Annotated in this window: 25 protein-coding genes, 1 tRNA gene and 3 pseudogenes; 20 read left to right on the forward strand and 9 right to left on the reverse strand. The window is 40.9% G+C overall.

Annotated elements, in window-relative coordinates; genetic code table 11:
• Window positions 1-2275: 2275 nt before the first annotated feature.
• On the reverse strand, window positions 2276-2845 hold the full coding sequence (locus ACFINW_RS05375; protein WP_375621509.1) for a hypothetical protein: 570 nt from the start codon (window positions 2843-2845) through the stop codon (window positions 2276-2278).
• Window positions 2846-3167: 322 nt separating this feature from the next.
• Here ACFINW_RS05375 and ACFINW_RS05380 point away from each other — a divergent pair, with 322 nt between their 5' ends.
• The 6 genes from ACFINW_RS05380 (at window position 3168) to ACFINW_RS05405 (ending at window position 6142) form a co-directional block, all read left to right on the forward strand.
• Window positions 3168-3491 (forward strand): hypothetical protein, encoded by a 324-nt coding sequence (locus ACFINW_RS05380; protein WP_375673893.1) that lies wholly within the window; start codon window positions 3168-3170, stop codon window positions 3489-3491.
• Between the two features lie 15 nt (window positions 3492-3506).
• Window positions 3507-4139 (forward strand): hypothetical protein, encoded by a 633-nt coding sequence (locus ACFINW_RS05385; protein ID WP_375673895.1) that lies wholly within the window; start codon window positions 3507-3509, stop codon window positions 4137-4139.
• 56 nt (window positions 4140-4195) lie between these two features.
• On the forward strand, window positions 4196-4519 hold the full coding sequence (locus ACFINW_RS05390) for a hypothetical protein (protein ID WP_375673897.1): 324 nt from the start codon (window positions 4196-4198) through the stop codon (window positions 4517-4519).
• Window positions 4520-4534: 15 nt separating this feature from the next.
• Window positions 4535-4678 (forward strand): hypothetical protein, encoded by a 144-nt coding sequence (locus ACFINW_RS05395; RefSeq protein ID WP_375621505.1) that lies wholly within the window; start codon window positions 4535-4537, stop codon window positions 4676-4678.
• 160 nt (window positions 4679-4838) lie between these two features.
• Entirely contained in the window at window positions 4839-5522 is a 684-nt protein-coding gene (locus ACFINW_RS05400) for a hypothetical protein (RefSeq protein ID WP_375673899.1), read from the forward strand.
• A 59-nt stretch (window positions 5523-5581) separates the two neighbouring features.
• On the forward strand, window positions 5582-6142 hold the full coding sequence (locus tag ACFINW_RS05405) for a hypothetical protein (RefSeq protein WP_375673901.1): 561 nt from the start codon (window positions 5582-5584) through the stop codon (window positions 6140-6142).
• Here ACFINW_RS05405 and ACFINW_RS05410 read toward each other — a convergent pair.
• From ACFINW_RS05410 to ACFINW_RS05420, 3 genes are all read right to left on the reverse strand, one after another.
• Window positions 6133-8484 carry a toprim domain-containing protein gene (locus ACFINW_RS05410; protein ID WP_375673903.1) on the reverse strand — a complete coding sequence of 784 codons (2352 nt, stop codon included), beginning with the start codon at window positions 8482-8484 and terminating at the stop codon, window positions 6133-6135. The genes ACFINW_RS05405 and ACFINW_RS05410 overlap by 10 nt on opposite strands.
• A gap of 118 nt (window positions 8485-8602) precedes the next feature.
• Window positions 8603-9049, reverse strand: a complete 447-nt coding sequence (locus ACFINW_RS05415; RefSeq protein WP_375621501.1) for a hypothetical protein — start codon at window positions 9047-9049, stop codon at window positions 8603-8605.
• Window positions 9050-9517: 468 nt separating this feature from the next.
• Window positions 9518-10588 carry a DUF1376 domain-containing protein gene (locus ACFINW_RS05420; RefSeq protein ID WP_375673905.1) on the reverse strand — a complete coding sequence of 357 codons (1071 nt, stop codon included), beginning with the start codon at window positions 10586-10588 and terminating at the stop codon, window positions 9518-9520.
• 415 nt (window positions 10589-11003) lie between these two features.
• On the opposite strand from ACFINW_RS05420, the gene ACFINW_RS05425 reads away from it, so the two are divergent.
• The 5 genes from ACFINW_RS05425 to ACFINW_RS05445 all read left to right on the forward strand — a co-directional run bounded on the left by ACFINW_RS05425 (window position 11004) and on the right by ACFINW_RS05445 (window position 14532).
• Entirely contained in the window at window positions 11004-11321 is a 318-nt protein-coding gene (locus tag ACFINW_RS05425) for an XRE family transcriptional regulator (protein ID WP_375621498.1), read from the forward strand.
• Between the two features lie 312 nt (window positions 11322-11633).
• The gene (locus ACFINW_RS05430) at window positions 11634-12023 is read left to right on the forward strand and encodes a hypothetical protein (protein ID WP_375621497.1); all 390 of its coding nucleotides are present in this window, start codon (window positions 11634-11636) and stop codon (window positions 12021-12023) included.
• A 949-nt stretch (window positions 12024-12972) separates the two neighbouring features.
• Window positions 12973-13743: a lambda exonuclease family protein gene (locus ACFINW_RS05435; protein ID WP_375673907.1), complete on the forward strand. Its 771-nt coding sequence runs from the start codon at window positions 12973-12975 to the stop codon at window positions 13741-13743.
• 269 nt (window positions 13744-14012) lie between these two features.
• On the forward strand, window positions 14013-14171 hold the full coding sequence (locus ACFINW_RS05440) for a hypothetical protein (RefSeq protein WP_375673909.1): 159 nt from the start codon (window positions 14013-14015) through the stop codon (window positions 14169-14171).
• A gap of 79 nt (window positions 14172-14250) precedes the next feature.
• Window positions 14251-14532, forward strand: coding sequence for a hypothetical protein (locus ACFINW_RS05445; RefSeq protein ID WP_375673911.1), 282 nt, complete (start codon window positions 14251-14253; stop codon window positions 14530-14532).
• 673 nt (window positions 14533-15205) lie between these two features.
• On the opposite strand, the pseudogene ACFINW_RS05450 reads toward ACFINW_RS05445, so the two are convergent.
• From ACFINW_RS05450 to ACFINW_RS05465, 4 genes and pseudogenes are all read right to left on the reverse strand, one after another.
• Window positions 15206-15445, reverse strand: a pseudogene (locus ACFINW_RS05450) (DnaJ domain-containing protein); the annotation flags it as partial.
• Window positions 15446-15673: 228 nt separating this feature from the next.
• A complete protein-coding gene (locus ACFINW_RS05455; protein ID WP_375673913.1) occupies window positions 15674-16231 on the reverse strand; it encodes a hypothetical protein in 558 nt (185 codons plus the stop codon).
• 185 nt (window positions 16232-16416) lie between these two features.
• On the reverse strand, window positions 16417-16950 hold the full coding sequence (locus tag ACFINW_RS05460; protein ID WP_375621489.1) for a hypothetical protein: 534 nt from the start codon (window positions 16948-16950) through the stop codon (window positions 16417-16419).
• A 93-nt stretch (window positions 16951-17043) separates the two neighbouring features.
• Entirely contained in the window at window positions 17044-17781 is a 738-nt protein-coding gene (locus ACFINW_RS05465) for a hypothetical protein (protein ID WP_375621488.1), read from the reverse strand.
• A 520-nt stretch (window positions 17782-18301) separates the two neighbouring features.
• Here ACFINW_RS05465 and ACFINW_RS05470 point away from each other — a divergent pair.
• Window positions 18302-18445 (forward strand): hypothetical protein, encoded by a 144-nt coding sequence (locus ACFINW_RS05470; protein ID WP_375673915.1) that lies wholly within the window; start codon window positions 18302-18304, stop codon window positions 18443-18445.
• A 778-nt stretch (window positions 18446-19223) separates the two neighbouring features.
• Window positions 19224-19391, forward strand: coding sequence for a hypothetical protein (locus ACFINW_RS05475; protein WP_375673917.1), 168 nt, complete (start codon window positions 19224-19226; stop codon window positions 19389-19391).
• Window positions 19392-19625: 234 nt separating this feature from the next.
• Here the strand turns inward: ACFINW_RS05475 and ACFINW_RS05480 are convergent.
• Window positions 19626-19700: transfer RNA gene (locus ACFINW_RS05480), tRNA-Thr, on the reverse strand.
• A 176-nt stretch (window positions 19701-19876) separates the two neighbouring features.
• Here ACFINW_RS05480 and ACFINW_RS05485 point away from each other — a divergent pair.
• The 7 genes and pseudogenes from ACFINW_RS05485 to traG all read left to right on the forward strand — a co-directional run bounded on the left by ACFINW_RS05485 (window position 19877) and on the right by traG (window position 26112).
• Window positions 19877-20029 carry a hypothetical protein gene (locus ACFINW_RS05485; protein WP_375607050.1) on the forward strand — a complete coding sequence of 51 codons (153 nt, stop codon included), beginning with the start codon at window positions 19877-19879 and terminating at the stop codon, window positions 20027-20029.
• Between the two features lie 176 nt (window positions 20030-20205).
• The gene (murA, locus tag ACFINW_RS05490) at window positions 20206-21501 is read left to right on the forward strand and encodes a UDP-N-acetylglucosamine 1-carboxyvinyltransferase (RefSeq protein WP_375611654.1); all 1296 of its coding nucleotides are present in this window, start codon (window positions 20206-20208) and stop codon (window positions 21499-21501) included.
• 65 nt (window positions 21502-21566) lie between these two features.
• Entirely contained in the window at window positions 21567-21827 is a 261-nt protein-coding gene (locus ACFINW_RS05495) for a hypothetical protein (protein ID WP_375673919.1), read from the forward strand.
• Between the two features lie 29 nt (window positions 21828-21856).
• A pseudogene (locus ACFINW_RS05500) lies at window positions 21857-22209 on the forward strand (UDP-N-acetylglucosamine 1-carboxyvinyltransferase); the annotation flags it as partial.
• 235 nt (window positions 22210-22444) lie between these two features.
• Window positions 22445-23029, forward strand: coding sequence for a helix-turn-helix domain-containing protein (locus tag ACFINW_RS05505; RefSeq protein WP_375673921.1), 585 nt, complete (start codon window positions 22445-22447; stop codon window positions 23027-23029).
• A 171-nt stretch (window positions 23030-23200) separates the two neighbouring features.
• A pseudogene (locus ACFINW_RS05510) lies at window positions 23201-23678 on the forward strand (helix-turn-helix domain-containing protein).
• Between the two features lie 526 nt (window positions 23679-24204).
• On the forward strand, window positions 24205-26112 hold the full coding sequence (gene traG, locus ACFINW_RS05515) for a Ti-type conjugative transfer system protein TraG (RefSeq protein ID WP_375673923.1): 1908 nt from the start codon (window positions 24205-24207) through the stop codon (window positions 26110-26112).
• Window positions 26113-26306: the final 194 nt, after the last annotated feature.

Below are 26306 nucleotides of genomic sequence, written 5' to 3' on the forward strand. Positions count from 1 at the left end.
GTGCATCCTCTTATAGATTGGATACTGCCTTTATGAGGGTTTGGCAGTCTCCGTTGAGGGGAAGGATGCACTCTTTTGAAGGCTAGAGTGCATCCTCTTATAGATTGGATACTGCCTTTATGAGGGTTCGGCAGTTTCCGTTGAGGGGAAGGATGCACTCTTTTGAGGGCTAGAGTGCGTCCTTTCCATGGATTGAATGCACTCTTTGGAGGCTAAAGTGCATCCATAGGGAAAGGCATATTCCATAAGAAACAGAGATAACAAAAAGATTTGTTTTTATATTTTTATTGATAGGTTGCTGTATTTGCGAGGGCTATTCATTCTTTATTCTCAATATTTAAGATGATTATGTGATAAGGGTTGTTCGTCAATACAATCGTAAAAGACGCTGATGTATTTTTATAAAAATTGAGATATTTTTGTGCCTTTTTCTTGTTTTTTTTGTGTTTACACAAGATATGCACGGCTTTTCAACAGTTTGTTTTTTTAGCTTTGCTAATGGCGATGGCGTTGGCTAAACACTTCAATTGTTTTAACTGCTTCAATACCGCCTTAAAAAACAGTGCTTTATAATATGACAAAATAAGCTGTATAATTTTTGATTCTTAAGCGATGCTAGAAAAAGGGGAATGTTAGGAGAGATGTTGTCTATATTCTTAGTTTATCTCTTAAGGTAGGAAGATTAACATACTTTCCGGATCTATTTTTATTCGGTTTGACGGTTAAAGAGCAATATCTGAATGGAATCACACTTGTCTCATGTTTTTATTCTCACGCTTTAGATTTTTTCTCATAGGGATTTTGTTTTTAATGGGGGATTTTGTTTTTTAATGGGAGTTTACGCGACTCACATAAAACAGAATGTTCTAAATAGAATATATTTGTGTTGCACATTTACCTACTTGTTTAAAAACATTATGTGATCTTATCATCACAATTATATTGGTGATTGGAGATATTGGTAAATCTGATAATGGAGAAATCTCTTGTGAAGTGGATAAGTCCTTCTTTAAAATCTCATAAGGAAAAGCCAGCACATTATCATGCTATTCGCGCCTCATATGATGACAGCCTTTGGCTCTTGAGCGTGTTCATAAGAGGCATTTTGATTCTTTATCTTTGAAATCTTTGAAGTGCGTTATTTCATATGTCTCTCATGTTTGTAATGTGGAAAAGACAAGGTGTTGATTGATGCAACATGAAATAAATTTAAAATGAGAGAATCCCTATGATATCTGCGTCTCTTAATTTTATATGGATAACGGGATATGATGATTATAAATCAATATGTTGTCGTGATACATCAACCTGTTGGGGGGCGATAAAGAAAGTTATCCAATAGTTAAGTCATTCTGTTATGCCGTAAAACACGGTCATTTGAGGTTTGGTGATATGAAGCAAGCTTCCTTGGATATGTTTTAAGTGTTTTTTTAAGGGCGTGGTGAATCTTTAAGACAGAGCAAGATTCTGTTGCGCCTTGAGTTTAGCGGAAAAACCTGAATAGAAGCCAAGAGGGAATGGCAAACCAAGAGGGAAGTGTATCCAAGCTGTTTGTAAATCAGATTGAGTTAAGAATCTTTGTTCTTTAAGAATGGAACGCAAGTCAATTTGACAAAAGAATGATCTATTTTGCGGGTAAACCTTATGGAGGAATTATCACAAAGCTCATAAGGAAGTGATTTAAGACAATACAGTCATAAAAAAGTACAGTTATAAAAAAAAGTCCTCCGTCGCAATCAGAGGACCAAAAAGTAGGAGAATTTTAACATTGACTCGCAGGACGTGTCAAAAAAGAATAAATTCAAAAGGCCGTACTAAATACAAAAAATCATACTTAAAGAACCTACCATATTATACTTAGCAGAGAATTGAAAAAATAGCAATATAAAAAATACTTTTTACAAAAAATTTTGTCATTTTGCATTAAAACGTAATACTTTTTTCAATTGAATATTTGTTTTAAGACTCGATATTAATTAAACTATATTTAAAAATATTATGATACATGCAAGCATCTTGATAATATTCTTCAATCAAAAACGAATTAAGAGCCCCTCATGATTATAGGACTGATATGGGGGAAGGCTTTTTGTTTTTAAGAGTGTGGGGTGTATCTTAATTATGTGTGGGGGTGAAGTATTGTCCTTTTGGGTGTGGGGGGCAAGGTAATGGAAATAGGGGCGAGAGCTGCTCAATGGTTGAGCCCGTGTGGGGGAGGTTTCTTTAGAGGGGGCGGGGCAACATGGGAGGCCGCTTAAAATAGCGAGGAGGGGGATTATTCAAAATGTTTATGGTTTGCATATCCCCAATGAAATGCGAGCAAGTCTAAACAATCTCGTAAATGATCGGCAAGGGAGTTTTGTTTGCGTTTTGAAGAACTTAATTCTTTTATCGCTTGTCCATGGCCGATAACGCGTTCAAGCAGTGAATAGCCAAGAATACCCAGTTGAACTTTGATTGTTCTTAAATGATTGGAGGCTTCTATTTGACGTTCAATAGGGTGTGTGTACCCTTGGCTACAGGAAACCTTTTCACGGGTGTAGTCAAGGCTCATGTGGAGATCGGCTTGGCTTTGACGCCAGTAAAAATAAAAACGTTCTGCCGCTTTATATTGGGCTTTGCTGAGATGTCCTTTCGCATATAAAAGTGCAATGGGATGGCTTTGTGCATTGGCAATGGCATTGATGGTGCGCGGGTTGCTGGAACTTTCTCGATGATTGGGTTTAAAATAAGGATTACGCGTTTCAACAGGGATTTCTTGCGTCTTTAAATGACCAATGTGTTTTTCTTGATTTTGATGATCAAGCGGGCAGGTTTGCATATTTTTTTTCTGCTTATGGGTCATAGCATCTCCTTAAAAATTTTAATTTTGCTTCTCGTTTTTAAAAAATGTTGCTTGATCTAGGCAAAAGAGGGGGATGAGAGGAAGACATGTGTTGAAGTGTGCTGTGTGGGTATGCGCTCTTGGGGGTGACTTGGACTGTTGCGCTTGTGTGTGGGAAGCCCCATGGATTTGGTTCTTGAAAAGAGGGGTGTTTTGTCGCATGGTGGATTTTCCTTGAATGACTTGATGGGGGAATGGCATGATGTTGCGCGGGCTTTTGTCTTTGAAGGGATTGGTGTTTAGCTGTATTGTAGCCTATGTCTCTGTGGCTGTTTATGTGGAAATGAAGGCTCTTGGGATGACGTGGGGCGTATTTTTACGAGCTGTGGCGTTTTATGGCATTCCCGGTATTTTCCTTATGTTGGGTTATGAAGTAATGCAGCGGCGGGGTGTAACGAAGGGTTTGTTCCTCAAGATGGTGTTGTTGAGCTTCATTTTGGCTGCTGTCTCTGATTTTATTTATAAGCAAGCTGAGCATTTGGGTTTGGCTCAGGTGTGGTTTTCAAACAAGTGGGTGTTTTATGTCCTTTTGGGCTTTGTCCTTGCTCTTATTTATAGAGGGGCAAGGCGTCTTGGGTTTAGGCTTTCATTCTTTGAAAAGGATTGATCTTTTGCTGCATTTTTGGCATGGTCTCTGATTTTTATTGATGAAGGAGCGGGGCGTATGGTGGTTGCGCGGGACATGTTTTTAAAGGGGCTGGCGTTTTGCTGCGTTGTTGGCATGGTCCTTGGTTTTGCTTATGAAGATGCGGGGAGACCGGCTATTACGTGGGAGGTGTTTTGGCAGGGGATGGAGATTTCTTGCATTGCTGGAGCGACCCTTTGTTTTATTGTTGTGGGAGCAAATAGTAGAACTGTATCGTGGGGCGTGTTTTTGAAGGCTGTGGTGTTTTGCACCATTGCTGTAGTGGTTCTTGGCTTTGCTTATAAGGGAGCGAAGCATTTTGATATATCATGGGAATTTTTAGTGATAGGAGCGGTGTTTGTTGCATTGCTGGCGCTGTCCTTGGTTTTGCTTATGAGGGTGCGGGGTAAATGGATATCGCGTGGGGTGTGGTGCTTCAAGTGGGTGGTGTTTTCTTGCATTATTGGCACTGTCGTTGGGTTGGCACATGTGGGAGTAAAGCATATGGGCTGGAGCACGCATTGGTTCTTGAACAATGGGGTTTTTGCGGGCACTATTGGACTTGTTCCTTTTTTTGCTCTGGAGGGGGTACGGTGTATGCGTGTACTGTTGGGGTGCTTAAAAAAATGAGCATTTTTCTTTCCCACGGGCGTGGTCTTTGATGTTCTTTCTGTGAGGGGTATTTGATGTCGAACGATTTGATGTTTTGGCAGTGGTTGGGGTTTTTCTGCTTTGTTGCTCTTGTCTTTGTTTCTATTTATGCGGCAATGAGGTCTTTCGGGGTTACAAGGAAGGCTTTTTTAAAAAATTTGGCGTTGAGCTTCATTATTATCGCTATCTCTAAGTTTGTTTATGCGCAAGCTGAGCATTTTGGTTTGGCTCAGGTGTGGTTTTCAAAAAAGTGGGTCTTTAACATTCTTTTTGGCGTTGTCTTTGGTCTTATCCTTGGGCTTATTTGTCTAGGGGCAAAACGTCTTGGGTTTAGGCTTTCATTCTTTGAAAAGGATTGATCTTTTGCTGCATTTTTGGCATGGTCTCTGATTTTTATTGATGAAGGAGCGGGGCGTATGGTGGTTGCGCGGGACATGTTTTTGAAGTTAGCGGTGTTTTCCTGCGTTGTTGGATTGGCGTATAACGGAGCCAAGCATATGGGGGGCACTGGTTTTTGATCTTTAACAATGGGGTGTTTGTGAGCAGTGTTGGATTCGTTCCTTTGTTTGTTTTGGAAGGGGTACGGTGTGTGCGTGTACTGTTGGGGGGCTTAAAAAAATGAGCATTTTTCTTTTCCACGGGCGTGATCTTTGATGTTCTTTCTGTGAGGGGTATTTGATGTCGAACAATGTGATGTTTTGGCTGTTGTCTTGGTTTTTCTGCTTTTTTGCTCTGGCCTTGGTTTTTATTTATAAGGGAGCAAAGCGTCGCTCTGTTACAGAGTGGATGTTTTGGAGATGGGTGGTGCTTTATGGCGCCCTTGCCACCTACCTTGGTTTTGTTTATGTGGGCGTGGGCAGGCGCGCTGTTGATGGGGAGCTGCTCTTGAAGGGGGCGGTGTTTTCTTGCATTTTTGCAACTGTCCTTGGTTTGGTGCATCTGGGCGTCAAGAGTATGCCTGTGGCGGGGCAAGTGTTCTTAAAGGCGGTCATGTTTTGTTGCATGATGGGCTTTATCCTGTGGTTCGCTGCTGTGGGCGTCAGGGATATGGATAGCATAAGGGCGGTATTCTTAAAGGTTTTGCTCTTGTCTTTATTGTTAAAAGTGCTCTTGGGGTTCTTTATACGCGAGCAAAGTGATACGGTGCTACAGAGGTCGTTGCGTGCTTTGAATTTTGTGCTGTTTTCCTGCATTTTTGGTACTCTCCTTTTTTTTACTCGTCTGGGAGCAGAGAATCTAGGGTTGAGCTGGCTTTGGTTCTCGAATGAGAGGGTGTTTTTATTCATTTTTGGATTTACCCTTCCTTTTGTTTGTGAGGGAGCAAGGCGTGCGCGTGTTCTATGGGCTTGGTTCTTAAAGTAGGGTGTGTTTTTTTGTCTTATGGGTGTGATCTTTAATGGGCTTGCTGTGAGGGGTATGTGATGTCGAACGATTTGTTTTTTTTGCTGTTGTTGGTGTTTTCCTACCTTTTTATTGTTGTCGTTATTGGTACTTATAAGGTTTCCAAGCGCTTCGATATTCCGTGGTGGCGAGCGGCGTTTTATTGTATTTTTGGTGTTTCCCTCTTTTTGAAGGAAGTGCTGTTTTATTGCATTTTAGGAGTCGTCCTTTTTTTAGCTCTTTGGGGGATGGAGAATATGGACATACCATGGGGTCTCCTGTCCTTGATAGGGATCGTGTTTGCTGCACTGTTGGAGTGGTTCTTGATTTTGCATATGAGGGGGCGGCGAGATGGGGTGGTGACGCGTTGTTTGTGGCTATTGAAGGGGGGGGTGTTTTGCGCCGTTGTTGGAGCGACCTTTTTTTGTTTGCGTTTGGGAGCAGAGAATCTAGGGTTGAGCAGGCTTTGGTTCGCGAAGGATTGGGTGTTTTTCATCATTTGTGGATTGATCCTTCCTGTTGTTTCTGTGGGAGCAAGACGTGCGCGTTTGAAAGCGGAGGCGTTTTTAAAGAGAGTGGGGTTTATGGGGCATTACAGATAACGTCGAGGGAATGATTGTTCAAAAGAACAGCGATAGCGATAAGTTTGGGGATCAAACCAAAGCCCTATTTTGCCTTCAAAATCACCAGAACGTTGTTTGGCAATATTCATAATGACACCTGGGCGTTTGGCTAAATCTGCTTTTTCTTGTGCGAGAGAGGCGGCAAAGATTTTATCTTCCAACGACCGATTGCGCCAAATGGTGATGATGTTAAAGGCATTGGCACCAATTTCTGAGGCGCCTTTAATGTCTTCTGTGCTGGGGATATCTTTATCCAGACCGCCTTTGCGGGCATGGGCGACAAGGTGGATGTGCACACTGTTTAAAACAGCCCAATCAACCATTTTATAAACGGCTTGTTCTTGTCTTGCATAATCATCAGAGGCAATGCCAAGCCGCATCAAACTGTCGATGATAAATTGATCGCAGCCATAGCGCGCACGACAATAGTCAAAGACTTCAAGCAAGGTGTCAACGCTTGATTTGCCAACATGCTCATAAAGAATAAGCCCATCGTCTAAAAAATGAAGAATCCGTTCAATCGTCTCTTTTGTAGGCTGTTCTAAGCCGCCCGTTTGTTTGGTTAAACGGCGAAGCGATTGTTCTCCTTTCATTTCTAGAGACGCTAAGCAAAGGCGACTCTTTTGTGCAATCCAATGGGGAATACAGTCTGATAATAATTGGCTTTTACCTGCACCACTCGCACCGCTCCAGAGCGTTAATTCTGCTGGGCGGAAATGCAATTTGTCCTTCAGTTTAGGATAGGGAACCGTATAACCAAGATGTTTTTCAGGCTCTGGCCAAAAAAGCCCAATCACTTGATCTTTATAGTCTGAGGCGCGCCGTAAACCTTCTGGTGCAAAGCTTTGTGCTGAGGAAAAGGCGGCTTTTATGGTGGCTTTATCGATCCCTGCGGTTAAACAGTCATTGGCATCTTTAAGGGGTAAACGGACACGGTAGCAACGGTGGCGTCCAAGCCTGCTGGCAATCTCACGGGCTGCTTCTTCTCCGGGCGGATCCATATCGGTGGCTAAAAAAATCGTTTCAAAAGATTCTAAATGATCAAATTCATTTTCAATCCAGTTGTGTTTTCCTCCACTGCCTCCTCCAAAGGGAACAGAAACCGCCGGATATCCATAGGCGGCTAAGGATAGCGCATCAATTTCTCCTTCAGTGATAACAATGGTACGGTTTGTTGAAGAAAGAATGGGAAATGGCGCCTGTTGGGGGGTGTGGTTGGTTGAGGCGGTGTTTTGGGATGCCTTTGTGGAGGTGGGGTTGATTGAGGGTACCTGCTGAGGTGTGTTTTGGGGCGTGTGTGTGGAGGTGGGGTTGATTGAGGTGGTGTTTTGGGGCGCCTGTGTGGAGGGGTGGTTGGTTGAGGTGGTGTTTTGGGGCGCCTGTGTGGAGGCGTGGTTGGTTGAGGCGGTGTTTTGGGGCGCCTGTGTGGAGGCGTGGTTGGTTGTGGCGGTGTTTTGGGGCGCCTGTGTGGAGGCGTGGTTGGTTGTGGCGGTGTTTTGGGGCGCCTTTGTGGAGGCGTGGTTGGTTGAGGTGGTGTTTTGGGATGCCTGCGTGGAGGGGTGGTTGGTTGAGGTGGTGTTTTGGGGCGCTTGTGTGGAGGGGTGGTTGGTTGAGGGTACCTGCTGAGGTGTGTGTTGGAATGCTTGCTGGGGCGCCTGCGTGGAGGGGTGGTTGGTTGAGGGTACCTGCTGAGGTGTGTGTTGGGGTGCCTGTTGGAGCGCCTGCGTGGAGGTGTGGTTTGTGGGGTAAAGAGCTTGCCAACCAAATAAAATCGGTTCACATTGGGAGGCTGTTGGTTTGGTTTTTGCTCCCGTTTGCGCAAGCCGTTCTTTGACTAAAGCAAGGGTGCCGTCGGGTTTATAAAAGGGGAAAATGATTTTTTTGCCATTTTCTCCTATGCGGTAACGCTTTATAATTTCTAGAGGAATGCGGCGTTCTTCGTGGAGATAGGTTTTTACAAGATTCTGCGGGCTCTGCCCTGTAGGAACCGGTGGACGGCGATAGGAACGATGGGGCGCCATAAAGGGTTTGGGGCGTGTCAGATTGAGAGTCGCGCGTGCTTCTTCTAAGGCTTGAGAAAGGCTAATGCCTTTGACTTCACACCAAAGGTCTAAAAGATCTCCTCCAGTGCTTTCTGCAAAATCATACCAAAGTCCTGCTTTACTACCACTCAAGCAAATCGATAAACTTTGACCAGCTTCACCACGTGTGTTGCCTACAATCCAATTGTTGCCTCGTTTGTGCCCTTGGGGAAGAAGCATTTCTGCTATTTTATCGGCTTGTGAGATAAGTTTTTGTTTGATTTCAAAAATTGTGCTCATGGTCATTCGTGATATTATTTTCGTTTTTCTCAAGATGTGAGAAGTGAGGACTCTGTTTTTGCTGTTCTCACCGTTTGATCTGATCGTAAAGTCTCGTGGTGCTATGGGGCTTGCCAGTTTACTTGAGAGCTTCTTTGCCGCTCTTTTCTTGCCAATGGTCGCGAAACTTCTTGGCTTGCCAATGGGCTTGGCTCTCACTCAAGCCTTCTGAAATGGCTGTGTTAATGTTTGTTTGCCAAGAGCATGGGAAGTGGCGCCTTGGGAAAAGGAGGAAGGTGGAAAGGAGGAAGGATGCAAGAAGGTGGGGTGGATGTCTGAGAGTGTGGTGCATGCTGGGGTCCTGTTGGGGGATACCTTGTTGGGGCATGAGTTGGGGTGCCTGTGTGGGAGGGGTGGTTTGTTGCCAAAGAGTTTGCTTTTCATTGAGTTTTTTTTGCAGCTGCTCTGTTGATGTCTGTTTGCCAAGAGCATGGGAAGTGGCGCCTTGAGAAAAAGGAGGAAAGCGGAAAGGAGGAAGGGGGTGAAAGAAGGGCGGGGTGGATATGTCTGTGAGGGTGTGGTGCATGTTGGAGTGTCCTGTTGGGGGGGTGGGGCATGAGTTGGGGTGCCTGTGTGGAGGGGTGTTTTGTTACCAAAGAGTTTGCTTTTCATTGAGTTTTTTTTGCAGCTGCTCTGTTGATGTTTGTTTGCCAAGAGCATGGGAAGTGGCGCCTTGGGAAAAGGAGGAAGGTGGAAAGGAGGAAGGGGGTGCAAGAAGGGTGGGGAGGATATGCCTGTGAGGGGGTGGTGCATGCTGGAGTCCTGGTGTATTGGGGTGCATGTTGGGGTGTGTATGTTGGGGTGCCTGTGGGGGTCTTTTGCGTGGGGAAAACGCTTTTGTGATGAGAGCAAAATGGTCGATGTTGACGCGTTTTGCTGTGTGAATCGCCTATCCAAATGTTGTTTTGCCGCCTTTTGTTTTGTCCGATGCTGTTGTGGTGTTGAAGCATTTTTGTCCCCGCGCTTGCTTGAAAAATACGTTGTTTGTGTGATGTCAAAAATTGTCGTTATAGTTGATCAAACTGCGGTAAAGCGTGTCATTGTTCTCAGAGGTAAAAGATGAGGAGCTCCTTTGTTTTTGCTGTTCTTGCCGTTCGATCTCACGGCGAAACCAGTTGCGCCATGTGGCTTGCCAGTCTACTTTGAGAGCTTCTTTGCCGCCTTTGGCTTGCCAATAGTCGCGAAACTTCTTTTCTTGCCAATGGGCTTGGCTTTCACTCAAGCCTTCTGAAACTGCCGCCTTGATGTCTGCTTGCCAATGCTCAGGAAGACGATGCCCTTTGGCAACTGAGGTTGTGGTTTTTTTGTTGGAAGAAGGAGGGACGGAGGCAGGAAGATTGCTGGGGGGAAGAGTGGTGGCGGATTTTGTTTTTTCCCCCGTGACAATTTGCGCGATAGGGGCGGGAGTGAACTCGGCTTGGGGAGCGTTTAAAGGGGAGGCGTTTTTTTGCTCCGCTTCTGCTTGGGCAGGCAAAGGGAGAGGTGAATCAAGAGCCGATAAGGGTGATGGATGATCGCTTTGTTCAAAGTTCTCTTCGCAGGAAAAACAAGGTTCTGTCTCATCAAACAAAATTTTCTTTTCTAAAACACCGTAAGGTGTTTCCTTTTCTTCTGCCTTTTGAGCTTTTGAGTTTTGTGCAACATCTTTTGGACTTTCGTTAAGCAGTTGTTGCATCTCTGCATTGATTTTCTTGCGTTTTTTTGCCGAAGAACGACCCGCAAAGGATTTTTGTTCAAGCAATTTTTCACGCTCTTGAAAAACATTTTCGCAACGCTTGTTCCATAATCCATTGGCTAAATTTAAAATCTTACCCTCTTGGATGAGCATCTCTAAAACATTAACAAAAGTTCGCTTGTCACAACCACAAAGACGCGCTAAACGTTCTTTCGATATTTCTAAAGGTCGGCCACGGGCATACATTTCATTGAGAAGAATCGTATAGATTCCAATTTCGTGTGCGCGCATCCCACGTACACCTCCTAGAAAGTCATTTTGATACCAACAAACATATGGAAGCCTAGACGATTCATAATGAGGAGTTTCTTGTTGATTAGCGTGTTTCATACTGCAATCTACTTTCTTCTTTTTTATACATTTTTATTGATGATAAAAGCTCAAATAAGGATTTAACTTGTGTTGCTTTTGGCTCTGTTCGATGATGACTAGAGGCTTCTTTACGATGCTTATAAATGATTGGCTGTGCTTGAAGCGCATGCAAACTTACGATTTAAGATTGCGGTGATGGAAAAAATAAAGAATACCACACATTCTCAACGTACTTGCTTTTGGGCAGAAGCTTTGGAGGTGGTCTTTTATATCCGGTAGGGTGGTTAAAGTGTTTTTATGATCTAAAAATAAAAAAATTTCCCCCTAAAAAGTAAAATTTGTTTCCTTAATTTTATCCTTTTTAGAGGATAATGCAAGCCCGTTTTATAAAAAGGACGTGTTTTTTTAAAAAGACGCGCTATATGGTGAAATTATGAATATCAATGGTTGGCGTCAAAGATTAAGAATCGCTTTGGAAAAAAGTGGGCGGTCAAAAAGATCTATCTCCCTCGCTGCCGGTAAAGGCGCGGGGTACCTTCATTCTATTCTTGCTGAAGGAAAAGAACCAACAATCGAATCTCTCTCGCGAATTTGTCACGAAATTAATATCAGTATGAATTATATTCTTTACGGGAAAGGGGCTAGCCCTGAAGATAAAGAATTTATAGAGCTTATTTCGAAACTCTCTCCGCAAGAGAGACAGGCGATTTTGACTCTTTTGCGGCGACCAATTGACGAAGCTTCAAAATAACTTCCTTCTGTGCTTTTGAGTCAAGGCGACTCCAGTGTTTTATTAATATTATGTCACTCATTTTATCTCTCCTGTGTGTTTATAATTGCAATTTTGTAAGAACAAATAGAGAACAACAAAGGGGCATGAGAGGAACAAAGAATAATAGATTTTTCTTTACATATGTCATTTGAACCCCGTAGATATTTAAAATATATCTTTTATGAAGGATAAAATGGTTGACATCTCTCCTATAGAGGAGATAAGACTAACGCTATATTTAGTCTTGTCAAGACAAGGCTATGCTTTATCAACTATCTAAAGGGGGAAATCATGAAAAATATTTCATTCGTTAAAGAGGATGAAATCATTGTCGTTTTATGCGAAGAGGAAAATCCTTGTACTTATGAAGGACCAATCGACGAAATCGAAGAAGTGCTCGAACTGATTGAAGAATGTGAAACTGTTTATAGAGTTTTACGACTCGATCTGACAACTTCTCATGCTGAAGATGTTACGGAACAAATCGCTGATTTTTATGTCGAAAATCATGAAATAAATGAAGAAAATACACAATTGCAGCCCTTTATTTTGAATAGTGAAGCTTATCATGCTTGTTTAAATGAAAGAGCGGCTTGCGATTATGAAGATAATCTCTATGGCTCTTATGAAAAACAGCATCGTTTACGCCCATGTGATGTCTTGACAGATTATTGGTGGTAAACATGCCAAGTTATCTCAAGACTTCTTATCAAGGGTTTCCACTTTATTATGCTGGCAACACGCGAAATTTAATCAGACTCGAACCACAAAAACACAACGCTATACATTTTATATCGCAAGAGGTGGCTCAGTCTATGGCAAAAAAATTGGAGGAAGAATATTGCCGCCATGATTTTTTCGTCGTGCAGTAGCAGGGTTGAAAAAAGAATCCGCAATGATGGGCCCAAGTGCTTTTTCATTGCGGTGACAATGGTGCACGTTATGCTTTCGTTCTTGGGGGGGAGCTTTGGGGGGGGGTTAGCCGATATGGAAAGGGGGGTATGAAGAAAAGAGCCCTATATATATGGGGAATTGCGGGCGCTTGTGTGGGGGAAGTTGCCGGCTGGTTCATTGGGGGGGTAAGGCAATGAAGGGGCAGCGGGTTATCCAGTGGGGTTGGAGTGATATGAAAGCATGCTGGAGAACAAAAATGAAGGCTTAGGGGGAAGGAGTAGAGTGTTGAGGGAGGGGGGAAAAAGTAGAGGGCTTGGAGCGCAGGGAGTGCAAAGAGCTTGGATATGAATGTGAAAGCATGTTGGGAAATGAGGGAAGGTGTTTGAGAGGGAAGAAGAGGAAGGCGCTATGGGGCGCGGTTCTGACCGTTTTTGTATTGAGCCTTAGGGGGCAATGATGGGCGAGAGGTTTTTTTATCGGGGAGAAAATATCACGCGTTATGCTTTCGTCTAGGGGTGCGCCGCTTGGGAGGGGCTTAGCTGATATGGAAAAGGAGGGGATGAGAAACTTGTGGGGAGGGGGATGTTGAGGGGGCGTTTCCAAAAGCTTTTGTGATTTCAGCAGCACAATATTTAAGGATGCTGTCATTCTTAGTGGGGAATGCATCTTAAAAGATATGAATGTTTCAAAGAGAATATGTTGCAAAAAAAGCACCTTAAAGAAGGGGAGAAATACTATGCCAATCATTATCGATTGTATTCAAGGAACAGAAGAATGGCAGAAAGTGCGTAATGGTTTGATTACGGCTTCTTTGTTTGAGATGGTTATGGCGCAAAAAAAACAGGGGCAAAAAACGTCACGCTATCAGAGTGTGATGATGAAATTGGCGGGAGAAAGAATTACCGGAAAAACCGTTGATGAAGGGGCAACACTTTCTATGCGACGTGGGACTGAATTAGAACCAAGCGCGCGACAGCTTTATGGGAAACTGACACATACAGAACCTGAATGTATTGGCTTTGTTTTGGCTGATGATCGCGGACAAGGATTTTCTCCCGATGCTTTTATTGGAAAAAATGGATTGTTGGAAATTAAAACAAAAAAACCTGAAATTTTAATTCCTCATTTCATGCAAAAGGGCTTTCCAGCAGAACATAAAGCACAATGTCAAGGAGGGTTATGGATTTCTCAACGCGAATGGGTGGATTTAATGCTCTATTGGCCGGATATGCCTCCTTTGATTAAACGAGCTTATCGTGATGAAGCATATATTTGCAAGCTTGAAAATGAAATTAGCCGTTTTAATGAGGCTTTGGAGAAGATGGTACAGCAAATTAAATCGGTTGAGACAGGTTTTCATATAAGAACAGAAATTGCTTTGAAGGAGGGAGAAAGCGGGGAGTTTGGAGCGCATGCAAGACGTATGCTGGAGGGCAAAACAAGAATGAGACGTAAGAGGGGAAGAAGGGGATCTTGTGTAGCGTTGAGGAGAGGCAAAGTTCTATAAAAAGGAAAGAGCAGAGGGGGAAAAGAGCAAAGCATATGTTGGAAGAGGGTGCCAAATAAGGGGGCGCAAAGAGTGCAGGGAGCACAAAGAGCTTGGTCATGAATGTGAAAGGCATGGTGGGAAAATGTGGGAAGAAAGGGTGCTTGGAGCGCATGCAAGGCGGCGCGGTATGCTGGAGGGGAAAACGAGAATGGGGAGTAAGGCTAAGTGTTCAGAGGTATGGAGGCTGTGATTTTGGGTGCTTTTGTGGTGAGTGCTGGGGGAGTACAATGACGGGCAAGTGTTTTTTTATTGCGGGGACAATGGTGCGCGTTATGCTTTCGTTCTTGGGGGGAGAGAGCTTTGCGGGGGCTTGGGAGATTTTCTTAGCCGATATGGAAAAGGGGGAGATACGCGGCTTTGGGAAGAGAAATGTTGGAGCGGGATGAGGAGGAAATGGTGGGGATGAAGGGGGCAGGTCGTTATCCTGTGACTTGGAGTGACACGAAAGCATGCTAGAGAACAAAAATGAGGTTTAGGGGGAAGGGAAGCAGCAGTACAGACAGGTTCCAACCTATAAAAAGGCACGTTCAAGGAGGAAAAGAGCTGGTTTTTGTGTTGGAGGAGGGTGCAAGCAAAGAGCGCAAAGAGTGCAGGGAGCGCAAAGAGCTTGGTCATGAATGTGAAAGGCATGGTGGGAAAATGGGGAAAGAAAGGGTGCTTGGAGCGCATGCAAGGCGGCGCGGCATGCTGGAGGGGAAAACGAGAATGGGGAGTAAGGCTAAGTTGTTTAGAGATATGGTGGTGTGATTTTGGGTGCTTTTGTGGTGAGTACTGTGGGGGAGCCGCAATGAAAGGGCTGAGTTGCTTTTTCATTGCTGTGACAATGGTGTACGTTATGCTTTCGTTCTTGGGGGGAGAGAGCTTTGCGGGGGCTTGGGGGATTTTTTTTAGCCGATATGGGAAAAGGATGTAGGGGCATGAGAAAAAGTCTGTGTGGAGTCAAGTGGGCTTGTTGGGGAAAAGATTGGGGGGCAGGTTGTGGAAAAAAATAGAGGGGTGGAGGAAACGGGAGAATAAGAAAAGAACGGATAGAGACATTATAATCTCTATGTTTTTCTACACTACCTTGTTATAGAAAATCAAAAATGACCACACCTTGTGAATTCACTGTGGGACTGATCTTAAAGCTCTTCAAAAGCACTGATCAATAGATACTTCTCCATATAACTTTGATAAATGATATTAGTATGATCCCGAAGATAAATGCACCAATATTTACCAAATATCCTTTTATACTGATGAAAATTAATAACCCTATACTTATTATTCCTAGTGGTATATTCCACGTAAAAAACGAAATTATATAACACATTATAGGTATTATTCCACAAATAATGAAAATTACATTCATGATACTACCAATTACATGCTCGGTATTATCTTGTCGTCTGTTCTCTTGCTTTCTACTAATTTCAGAAGCCTTGTCATTATCTTTAAAAGTTTTATGATAGAACTGATTGTAAGCAGCTCTCTTTTGAGGATCTTTAAGAACTTCATAGGCTTCACAAATTTTTCTGAATTTTTGTTCTGCTTCGGTACTAGAATTATGATCAGGGTGGTATTGCAGAGCTAATTTACGAAAAGCAGATTTTATCTGTTTATCGTTGCATGCGTAGCTTACACCAAGAATTCCATAATAATCGTCTTCATTTACTATCATTAAATACAGCTATTTTGTGTATTGCTCTTATTTTATAAGATCGTTTAATTGATCTCTTTTGAATGTATCGACATGTGTTATTTTTATGTTAGAAATATGGTGAAAATTGTATTGAGTGGCATGGCTGTACTTGGGGCTATTGTCTCTAAATGAGAGGAGATACAGTTCAAAACGCTTAAAAATGCAGGGTGTTTTTAATATTTTAGAAATATTTTTTACAAAAATAGATTAAAAGAGAGACGATAAATCAAATGTAAAAGGGACGGCAATAATAGCCAAGGTTGTCATTATTGTAAATAAACAGGCAGAAACCTTAAATCTAAAACGCCAAAGTAAACTTATGGGAACAGACATTATCGTTGTTATTACGAATGCTACGATAAACCATTGCAGGAATAAGTTCATTATATTAATTTCATTATTAAAATGATTTTGATTAAGACGATTTTGTTTTAGTTCTTCCTCTGAAACACAATCGATAATAGAAACGCCATAATAAACAGGAAATTTTCCACCTAGACAAGCGCTAACAGAAAATTGTTCAAGCTCTAACCATTCTCTTTCGCGTTCTTTTTCTAATAGCTTCTTTTTTATTTTCTGTCTTATATATTCTTTTGAAATACAATTGATCGGAGAAGTACTTCCAACAAAAAGACCATCTGTTGTACATCCACTCGTTGTATGATGCGTAAATAAAACAGCGCTTATTACGATAGCGAAGAAAATAAAGTGTTTAAACATAAGGTATTTATTGTCGTTTGTTTCTGATGAGCTTTTATAAGTCATTTCTGTTAAATAAATCAATATGTGTTATTTTTGTGTTGGTAAAATACAACAAATTGTATGATAACGTTACTGTACTTTGGCACTCTGTATCTAAAGGTGGCGATAGATAGTTCAAAACGCTTGAAAATACAGGGGACCCTTTGAGAAGCACTTTTCATAAAGTTATGGAATGAATAGATCAAAGTTTATGGTAATTTTGTATATTCTATGATAACTTTGTATAAGATCTCAATTTCATGATCAAGTTTCTCAAGTTCTTTCTTGTTTTTAGCTATACGCTCTTGATATGTCTCTATGTGTTTCATAAGGTTTGAGAGATCTGTATGCTCATGAGAGTGTTTTGCTTCATTCACATGTCGCATTGCATCTATTTCTAATTCTATAAGGGTGCACAGAGTATTAAATACATGATGTCGTTTTTTGATTATATTCTGCCATTTTTTTATTATATTGACATGTTTTTCATAGAGCGGTTGCGATAACTGCCGCTTGTTTTCCAAAAAAAATGTTTTTTCTATCCAGAGAATTTGGTAGAATTTTTCTTCCCACCAGCGACTTCCATTAACAAGGAAAATGCGGAAGAATCTCTCTCTTTCTGTAATTTCTTTTGAAGAGAACACTTCATTCGAATGAGTATATCCCTTTGAAGAATAAAAAAGATGCATTGTTAAAAGAGCGATAATTAAGACGCTTCTCAATAAAGACTGTTTAATTAACATTGTTTTTATACCCTCTTTGTGCCTGATTATAGTCATTGTGAGGGGGGCTTAATGGTTCTTTAGAAGTATTTTGAAAGGCGTTTTATGGTCCGTTTAAAGATTTTTTAAATACTGCTTCCATTTTTCAAAAGTGCTATATCTTACGGGCGGTTTTACATTTTCTTTGGGCATCATGGCAAGGTATACCTCTCTAGCCATAACGCACATTGTTGCTGTGTTTCTAAAACGAGTGAGTTCATTGCCTATTATGAGCAGCTCTGTCTGGAGAGTTTGTTCTTTTCGACTAATGCCATTAGGGGAATCCAAAAATTTTTCTGCGTACGCAAACATTGGATCATCAAAGTTTGTTTCAAACTTTGCTTTGAGGAAAATATTTTCTATATAATCCCAATTTTTCCTGTATTTCATCCCGTTAGCTTTAAAAGCTTTCAGTCTTGTTGGTAAGTCGTTAAAGGTAAGTGTGGGCATCGTTTTATCACCTTGCCATAAATCAAAAAAACGTCCACAAAAAACAAGCAATATGTGATAATGTTTAAAAATATTGAATTCTGGAGGATTACTGGGCAATGTTATTAAATGCCTCCAAAATTGACTTTTGTCATGGGGTATGTCTACAGTCCATTCCATATACGCTTTTAAATATTCTACCTCTTTTTTTGCTTTTTCTAATTTCTGAGAATATGCTAAAGGAGTGTAATTTTCATGGACATATTTTTGGTAAAGCCTATCGTATTCAGCAAGGTCGCTTACTTGAGTACAACCCAATAATATGAATACAGAAAAAAACGTTATAAATATTATGACGTACGTTCTGAATAATAATTTCATCATTTTAACTTTTAATGATTATCATGAATATTTAATTGATTTCTGTTAAATAAATCAATATGTGTTATTTTTGTGTTGAAAATATACGTAAAAACGTATTTAATAAAAATGGTTATAATGATCATAATGTGTCTAAATAAAGGTGTGGTACTGGCTAAAACCCCGCATATGTGGGGTTTTAGCTTATTGGAGGAGATATGACAGCAGAAAATATAAGAGGATCTGTAGCCAAAATGGTTGTCCTAGGGTGGGGAGAGTAGGCAATATCCAAAATACTCCAAATGAAATATACTTGTTGTTGTACATTCACGCACTTGTTTTAATAAAGATATCTCGCTCTAAGCTCATTTCACAGCCATTTTATGCCGGCGTTCATAAATTTCATACTGGCGCCTGTGAATAATATCGTGAGGGGTATAACGGTCAAGCCCCGTAGATTATAAAGTCTGTAGATTATACCCCCCCAGAGATTATAAACATTGCGCACCCTATTTTTACTTTATGAAAAAGTAAGTTGGTACTATTGGGGCCCGTTGCCAAAATTGCGGCATGGGCTGTAGCTCTTGAGACGATTCATAATCTCGTTTACTGGGAGGCTTTTTACGAAGAGATATGCTTTTCTTGGAAAGTTTCTCGCCATACGGATCTTTCTGTTTGTGAATTGTAAGCGAAGAGGGGTGATTGATTTCAATAGAACAGAGGGAGAGAGCTTTTCGCTCTTGGGGCTCTTATGCAAGACGAATAACGCTATCCGTATCAATCAAAGTATTCGTATAAAAAAGATGCGTGTTGAAAGAGGGAGGCTTAGAGCACGTGGAAAACCATAGTGTATAAAATTGGTAATGAGGGATCTTCTTTGAAAAGGCAGGCTCTCAATTTTCTGCCATATGGGATGTCTAGTATATGGGGATGCCTGTCATATGGGATGTTTGGCATATGAGATGTTTGTCATATGGGATGTTTGCCATATGGGAGCGTGGGGTGCTTAGTGAAAGCTTTATTGAGGGGGATTTTATCACTGTTTGGTTTTTGCTTTTGGTAAGGGGTGGGGAGAATGGGAAAGGCGTTGAGAGGAGGTTCTGGAAATGGCTCTGTTAGATTTGTTGTAAATGACGAATAGGATCGATGAAGCTTATTCTAATTTTTACAGGGAATACTTGTGTTGCTTGAGATGGATAGAGAGGCTAGAAAGATAAGATTATTCGTTTTGGGGCGGATAAAGGTATCAATGGGATATGTTCAAACAATGAGTTTATAATAATTCATTATTGAGATTTAATTTGAATTTCAATGAGAGCCCGAAATAGTGTGAGATGTTCTTATTTCAACCCTTCTTATTCAGACGCTCTTATATTGAATCAAGTAAAATCGTTTGTTTGCATATTACAAACAGGGTGAGCTTGTGGGGAAAAATATTCAAGAAATAAAATATTGAAAAAATAAAAATGCCTATACCGTCTCAAGTGCCAAGAGCTGTTGCAATAGTGAGGCTTGGTAAAGACAAGGATAGGGCAAATCTTACAGAAAGGAAAGAGGGGGGAGGCAAGGAAAGGGGTGGGGGGATATTCTTTGGGGGGCGGTCAATTTCAAAAGCCGTTCGTAAGGCATTTTAGAGATTAAGCGTGGCATTGAGGCTCTTGATTTTGAAGCCATTGATTTTGAAGCTACTGATTTTGAAGCTACTGATTTTGAAGCTACTGATTTTGAAGCTACTGATTTTGAGGCTATTGAAGCGCATGGTTTAAAGGATGGAGGATTTGATGAAGCCGATGAAGGTTGGGGAAAAGATTTAGGCTTATAGGGAAGACTTATAAGGGCAAGAAGAGAGAGGCAAAAGAAGAATAAAATGGTGCTGCGAGAGAGGATTGAACTCTCGACCTCTCCCTTACCAAGGGAGTGCTCTACCACTGAGCTACCGCAGCCCTTTTCAATCTTTGCGCTGTCTTGTGCCATATTGTCAGAAAATAGGCAAGAGAACATTTGTATATTCTTGCAAGAAAACGTATCTTATGTCATGACATATGTTTCTTATATGCTTAAATATTTAAGGTTATGAGTTGCTTGGATAGAAGCTCAACACTGTTTAAAAGGTTGCGCAATGACACAAATGCATCAAAAACAAAAACAAAATGAAATTAATCATCAAGATGAAAAAGCAAAACGACGTCAAGAAAGATTGGCACAACAATTGCGTCAAAACCTGAAACGTCGAAAAGAGCAAAGCCGAAAAAGAGCACAACCAGAGCTCTAAAATGCAAAAAGCTCTAAAATGCAAAAAAATGTTTTTTAGTAAATTTTTGCAACCAAACTTCTCAATAATTTGTTCTCATAGTTAGAATGCGTTCTAAAACGATTAATAAAGCATAACTTCCCGAAGGGGGACAATCCTTTGGAAGGGCAGGCACAAAGGAAAAGAGGGAAAACACGATGGATTCTATTCAAATTGTTGGGGGAAAAAAACTTCAAGGAACAATTCCTATATCTGGGGCAAAAAATGCTGCATTGCCTCTTATGATTGCGGCGCTGCTGACAGAAGAAACGCTCACTTTAGAAAATATTCCGCATCTGGCCGATGTTGAATTGCTTATTCGTATTCTTAATAATCATGGTGTTGGATATGCCGTTGATGGACAAGAGTTTAACGATGAATGTGTGAATTCAAGAACAATTCATTTTACGGCGCAAAAAATAGCCACAACACGGGCACCATATGAACTGGTGAAAAAAATGCGTGCAAGCTTTTGGGTTATCGGACCTCTGCTTGCACGATGCGCAGAGGCTTATGTTTCGCTTCCTGGAGGATGCGCTATTGGAACAAGACCTGTCGATTTTATCCTTGAGGGACTTAAAACTTTAGGCGCACAGATTACGATCGAAAATGGATATGTTCATGCAAAAGCGCTAAAGGGGTTAAAAGGCGCTCACTATCGTTTCCCTAAAGTCACTGTTGGTGGAACCCATGTGCTGCTGATGGCGGCGACAATGGCAAAGGGAACAACCACTCTTGAGAATGCAGCTTGTGAGCCAGAAGTGACAAACCTTATTCGAACCCTGAATGCTATGGGGGCTCAAATAACCGGTGAAGGAACAACAACGCTTACAATTGAAGGGGTTAAAAAACTCAACGGTGCTAGAGTACGCGTTATTGCTGATCGAATCGAAGCGGGAACATATGCAATGGCTGTTGCTATGACGGGAGGAGATGTCTTTCTTAAAAATGCAAATCCTAATCATCTCACAAAGGTGCTTAAGGTGCTCCAAAAAACAGGACTCGAGATTCAAATAGAACCTCAAGGAATTCATATTAAGCGAAATCCAAAGAACACCAAAATTATGCCCGTTGATATTAAAACAGGACCTTATCCTGCTTTTCCAACTGATCTCCAAGCGCAATTCATGGCGCTCATGACACGGGCTGAAGGAATCGCGCATATTACAGAGACGGTTTTCGAAAATCGTTTTATGCATGTTCAAGAACTCAATCGCTTAGGGGCACAGATAAAGCTTGATGGGCAGACGGCAACTGTCTATGGAACAGAGAATTTGCAAGGGGCTCCTGTCATGGCGACGGATTTGCGTGCTTCTGTTTCTCTTGTGATTGCAGCATTGGCAGCAAAGGGAGAAACAATCGTCAATCGTGTTTATCATCTTGATCGTGGATTTGAGAGATTAGAAGAAAAATTGGCTCGTTGTGGCGCAAAAATCCAACGTATCACAGTGTAAAGCTTTCAAAGTGTAAACCTGTTAAAGATATGCTGAATGCTTTGCGCTGTGGTTGAGGGGGGCGATTGCTTGGGGGCGTTTTAACACAATGTTTGCTTGTTGGGAGGGGCTGGGCTTGGGGGGCTGGGCTTGGGGCGCTGGGCTTGGCTGGTGCATTTTTAATGGTTTACTCTCTTGCTTGTGGAATTTTGGAGCCGTACATTCTTGATGATTTTCTCAATAGTTCTTTCAAATCTCCATCTTTCAAGGGTATGGCTTTTGTGGCTGCTGTTTTCTTTTCGGAATGGTTTTTCTTTCGTGTAAAGTTTTGCTTCTCTCACTCTTGAGGAGGCTCGTGATTATTGTCTAAGTTTCGTTCATGGCGCTCATGACGCGGGGTTGAGGGAAGCGCGTGAAATTACAGAGACGGTTTTCGAAAATCGTTTTATGCATGTTCAAGAACTCAATCGCTTGAGGGTGCAAATAAAGCTTGATGGGCGAGAGAGCAACGCATCTCATAAAACAGAGAATTTGCAAGGGGGCCTCATCATGGCGACGGATTTGCGTGCTTGTTGTTTCTCTTGTGATTGCAGCCCTCTTACTCTTGTTACATTGGCAGCAAAGGGGGAAACAATCGTCAATCGTGTTTATCATCTTGATCGTGGATTTGAGAGATTAGAAGAAAAATTGGCTCGTTGTGGTGCAAAAATCCAACGCATCACAGTGTAAATCTGTAAGACGTCTCTCAAAAATGGCTTTGGGAGGGGGTGATATGTTGTTAGGTGTGCTTTTGGGAGGTGTGATCTCAAAAATAAAGGGTTATTAGTCCTCTCAATAAACGTGGGTTTTATTTCATGGTTTTGGAGTTTTTACGAGCGGGCATAAAAGTTTGAGAGGCGGGGGTGGAGCTCATAAAATAAAGACTGTTTTTAAATTTTATTGCTAATTTCATGAAATTACTTTATTGGTAAGAGAATGTTTTGGTCGTCTACGCAGCGATCAACAGGGAATGAAAGACCCTAAACTTGAGACACGTATTTATCCAGCTTTATGGATATCCCGGATTTCCGGGAGCTTTTGTTATGTCCAGGTGCGCTCTAGCACTAAAAGCAAAAGGCTGAGTCAAGTTTCAGCTCTTTCAACTCCCGGAATACCAATGCGAGGGCGCTCGCAACCGGCAGGGGAGCTTGAAGTGAAAGCTAAAAATCCACACTTTAACGACATTTCGATAGGCAGAAAAATTCGCTTTAAAAGAACAATGATCGGAATGTCGCAAAAGCAATTAGGCAGTCAGTTAGGTGTGACTTTTCAACAAATCCAAAAATATGAAAAAGGCTCTAATCGTATAGGAGCTGGGCGTTTACAAGAAATTGCTGATATTCTCAATGTTCCCATTTCTTTTTTCTACTCCGATCTCTCGACAAAAGAAAATGCCTTGTATTGCTGTGATGAAGGGATCGCAAGTAAAGAAGAGCACATCCTTTTGAAAAGTTTTAGAGAGCTCAAACCTCAAAAACAGAAAGCAATTTTGTGTTTGATTGTCTCATGAGATAAAAACACTGTTTTAATTTTTATTGCTGGTCTCCAGAAATTATTTTATGAACAAGCACCAAGGTTCTCGTCGTATAGTGTGGTTGAATGGTGGAACCCAAAGCCTGAAAATCCAAGATGAAACATTAGCCTGCTTTATAAGTATCGCGAGATTCCGGGAGTTTTTGCTATGTCCAGGTGCTCTCTAGCACTAAAAGCAAAAAAGCTGACTGAACTCAGTGTTTTTGACTCCCGGAATACGCATAAGAGGCGCTCGCAACCGGCAGGGGAGCTTGAAGTGAAAGCTAAAAATCCACACTTTAACGATATTTCGATAGGCAGAAAAATTCGCTTTAAAAGAACAATGCTGGGAATGTCGCAAAAGAAATTAGGTAGCCAGTTAGGGGCGACTTTTCAACAAATCCAAAAATATGAAAAAGGCTCTAATCGTATAGGGGGCGGGGCGTTTACAGGAAATTGCTGATATTCTCAATGTTCCCATTTCTTTTTTCTACTCCGATCTCTCAACAAAAGAAAATGCCTTGTATTGCTGTGATGAAGGGATCGCAAGTAAAGAAGAGCACATTCTTTTGAAAAGTTTTAGAGAGCTCAAACCTCAAAAACAGAAGGCAATTTTGTGTTTGATTTCCTCCCGCTCTACGCTCTAAAGGATGCATATTCCTGACTTAAGGGCTGCTCTGTAAACAGTCCGGCTTCTGTTGGCGGGGTTTTGACCTACTCCTGACCCATTCATGTGGTTCACTTTAAAAAGGGCGTTACAGGGCAAGCCATGCCCATTTATTACACACTCTAAAAACACTTAATATGGAAAGTTTTACATGCCTTATATCACGGCTCTAAACAACAAGGTTTTACGGCACAACATGATAAACCGCGCTTTTTTTTCAGTGAACACTAATGCGTATTGTTATTGGTTTTTTTTTCTGTTAAGAAGCATATACAGTGTCGTAAAAGAGTTAAGTAAGAAATTTAAATAGCGCGTGAAGCATCAAAGAAACTTTGGAAAAATTCTTGAAAAATTAGTTTAGGGGAGCTTTTTATAAAAGCCCGTCTTAGAAAGGCAGATAAGTCTTTCATCTTAAGATGGTTTGCTTTACGTTTCAAAACTTGATAAAAATTCAAAAATTTCGAAAAAATAGGAAGAGAAGCTTTTTCTGGTATGCAGGGGGGAAAATGGTCAATAAATTAGACAAAAAACAGATTATATTTTTAGCATTGCCACTCATCTTTTCAATCATTGTAGCTTTTTTGGTCAATATAACCATCAATAACATTACAGAAAATGGAACGACGCCTGATGCTTATTGGTTTGTAAGATCAAAGCCACTGGATATTTTAATCCTTATTGCATTTTCATGTTCTTCATTCATCTTATTACAAAAAAGGCATATCAGAAAAAATATCACTATTTCGTCCATGATCATCTTTGGTTTGTTTGCAACTTATTATAGTGCAAATGAATATATCAGACTTAGTCCCTATGTAGGTCAAGATAATATGACATGGGCGGATGTTCTTCCTTTCTTTGATAGGATGGTTTTATGGGGTGTTGTTATTGGCGTTATTATCCTTGGTTACACGATAAAACTATCATTACCTAAAGCTTCACCTTTGAAAATTTCAAAAAATACGATCTTTGGTGGTGTTCAATGGATGAGTATGAAACGCCTTGAAAAGATTTTTCCTCGTGATGGCGAAGTCGTCATAGGAGAGCGCTATAGAGTCGACAAAGATATTGTTAAAGATGTCCCTTTTAATCCTAAAGACAAAACAACATGGGGAAAAGGTGGTCGCCAGCCATTGTTGACATATAAACTCAATTTTGATTCAACCCATATGTTATTTTTTGCTGGTTCTGGTAGTTATAAAACAACCAGTAATGTTATTCCAACTTGTCTCAAATATTCCGGTCCACTGGTCGTTTTTGACCCTTCAACTGAAGTCGCTCCAATGGTAAAAAAAACAAGGCAGCTGTCAAACAGAAAAGTATACGTTCTTGATCCTCATGGTTCTTCAACGGAAACTTTTAATCCTTTAGATTGGCTGTTAGATGAAAATCTACCCCTTTATGAAAGAGAAGCGGGGTTGGTTGAAGTTGCTAGACTCCTTCTTTCTGAAAACGACAAATCAACTTCGACTGATCAATTTTTTGTATTACAGGCACATAATTTGTTAACAGGACTACTTGCGCATATTGTCTTTTCTGATGAATACACATTAAAGGAAAAAAACTTAAAAACCCTTCATACGATCATGTCAATGCCAGAACCATCCGTGATTGGAAAATTGCAATCTATACGATCAAATTCTCCATCCCAATTTATTCGTGAAACCCTTGGGGTGTTTACAAATATGGCTGAACAAACTTTCTCAGATGTCTATTCTACTGCTGCAAAAGATATACAATGGCTTTCACTCTCTAACTATGCAAACCTTATCAGTGGTCATGATTTTAAAACTACCGATATAACAAAGGGAAATATTGATATTTTTCTAAATATCCCCTCAAAAATTTTAAAATCTTATCCAGGTGTTGGGCGTGTCCTTGTTGGCTCTTTTCTCAGAGCTATGGAAGCCGCTAATGGTAATTATGCAAAAAGAGCGCTCTTTATTTTAGATAATGCTGATCTTTTAGGATATATGAACATTTTAGAAGAAGCACGTGATCATGGACGCAAATATGGTATATCTCTCATGCTTTTTTACAAGTCTGTAGATCAAATAGAACACTATTTCGGTTCGTCAGGCGTTATGACATGGTTTGAAAATTGTGCTTTTGTAAGCTATGCCGCAATAAAAGATATTAAAACTGCTGAAAATATATCTAAGGCATGTGGTCAAATGACCATTGAAGTGAAAGATTCAAGCAAACCTCTAGGAGGATTCCATACAAGAGGGACAGAAAATATAAACACCCAGCATAGACCTTTAATATATCCACATGAAATAACACAAGAAATGCGAAAAGACGAACAGATTATTCTTATGCAAGGGCAACCACCTGTTCGTTGTGGACGCTCTATCTATTTTAGACGTAAGGATTTAACAGCTCTTACTAATGAAAATAGCTTTTCTTCTTAATAAAGCACTTGTTTTTAGTTAAAATGAATAAAGTATTGTTGTATTTTTGGATGATATAATTAGAGATAAATCATTTTTATAATACATATTTTATAATATAGTGGCTTGAAAATGGGGGAGATCATGAGCGATCTTTCTGCTAAGAATACAAACACCAAAAAAATTAAGACATAAAAAGAGTATCTTATCAATTA

The organism is Bartonella sp. AA18HLJMS, assembly GCF_042197245.1.
Classification (GTDB): Bacteria; Pseudomonadota; Alphaproteobacteria; order Rhizobiales; family Rhizobiaceae; genus Bartonella.

Bases quoted from the DNA above. Each gene is read 5' to 3' on its own strand.
- murA (WP_375611654.1), top strand. From the start codon at position 20,206: ATGGATTCTATTCAAATTGTTGGGGGAAAAAAACTTCAAGGAACAATT.
- ACFINW_RS05455 (WP_375673913.1), bottom strand. From the start codon at position 16,231: ATGACTTATAAAAGCTCATCAGAAACAAACGACAATAAATACCTTATG.
- ACFINW_RS05375 (WP_375621509.1), bottom strand. From the start codon at position 2,845: ATGACCCATAAGCAGAAAAAAAATATGCAAACCTGCCCGCTTGATCAT.
- ACFINW_RS05400 (WP_375673899.1), top strand. From the start codon at position 4,839: ATGTCGAACAATGTGATGTTTTGGCTGTTGTCTTGGTTTTTCTGCTTT.
- traG (WP_375673923.1), top strand. From the start codon at position 24,205: ATGGTCAATAAATTAGACAAAAAACAGATTATATTTTTAGCATTGCCA.
- ACFINW_RS05380 (WP_375673893.1), top strand. From the start codon at position 3,168: ATGAAGGCTCTTGGGATGACGTGGGGCGTATTTTTACGAGCTGTGGCG.
- ACFINW_RS05435 (WP_375673907.1), top strand. From the start codon at position 12,973: ATGCCAATCATTATCGATTGTATTCAAGGAACAGAAGAATGGCAGAAA.
- ACFINW_RS05485 (WP_375607050.1), top strand. From the start codon at position 19,877: ATGACACAAATGCATCAAAAACAAAAACAAAATGAAATTAATCATCAA.
- ACFINW_RS05465 (WP_375621488.1), bottom strand. From the start codon at position 17,781: ATGATGAAATTATTATTCAGAACGTACGTCATAATATTTATAACGTTT.
- ACFINW_RS05430 (WP_375621497.1), top strand. From the start codon at position 11,634: ATGAAAAATATTTCATTCGTTAAAGAGGATGAAATCATTGTCGTTTTA.
- ACFINW_RS05445 (WP_375673911.1), top strand. From the start codon at position 14,251: ATGAGGTTTAGGGGGAAGGGAAGCAGCAGTACAGACAGGTTCCAACCT.
- ACFINW_RS05405 (WP_375673901.1), top strand. From the start codon at position 5,582: ATGTCGAACGATTTGTTTTTTTTGCTGTTGTTGGTGTTTTCCTACCTT.
- ACFINW_RS05390 (WP_375673897.1), top strand. From the start codon at position 4,196: ATGTCGAACGATTTGATGTTTTGGCAGTGGTTGGGGTTTTTCTGCTTT.
- ACFINW_RS05420 (WP_375673905.1), bottom strand. From the start codon at position 10,588: ATGAAACACGCTAATCAACAAGAAACTCCTCATTATGAATCGTCTAGG.
- ACFINW_RS05475 (WP_375673917.1), top strand. From the start codon at position 19,224: ATGCCTATACCGTCTCAAGTGCCAAGAGCTGTTGCAATAGTGAGGCTT.
- ACFINW_RS05460 (WP_375621489.1), bottom strand. From the start codon at position 16,950: ATGTTAATTAAACAGTCTTTATTGAGAAGCGTCTTAATTATCGCTCTT.
- ACFINW_RS05410 (WP_375673903.1), bottom strand. From the start codon at position 8,484: ATGAGCACAATTTTTGAAATCAAACAAAAACTTATCTCACAAGCCGAT.
- ACFINW_RS05440 (WP_375673909.1), top strand. From the start codon at position 14,013: ATGACGGGCAAGTGTTTTTTTATTGCGGGGACAATGGTGCGCGTTATG.
- ACFINW_RS05425 (WP_375621498.1), top strand. From the start codon at position 11,004: ATGAATATCAATGGTTGGCGTCAAAGATTAAGAATCGCTTTGGAAAAA.
- ACFINW_RS05415 (WP_375621501.1), bottom strand. From the start codon at position 9,049: ATGCACCACACCCTCACAGACATATCCACCCCGCCCTTCTTTCACCCC.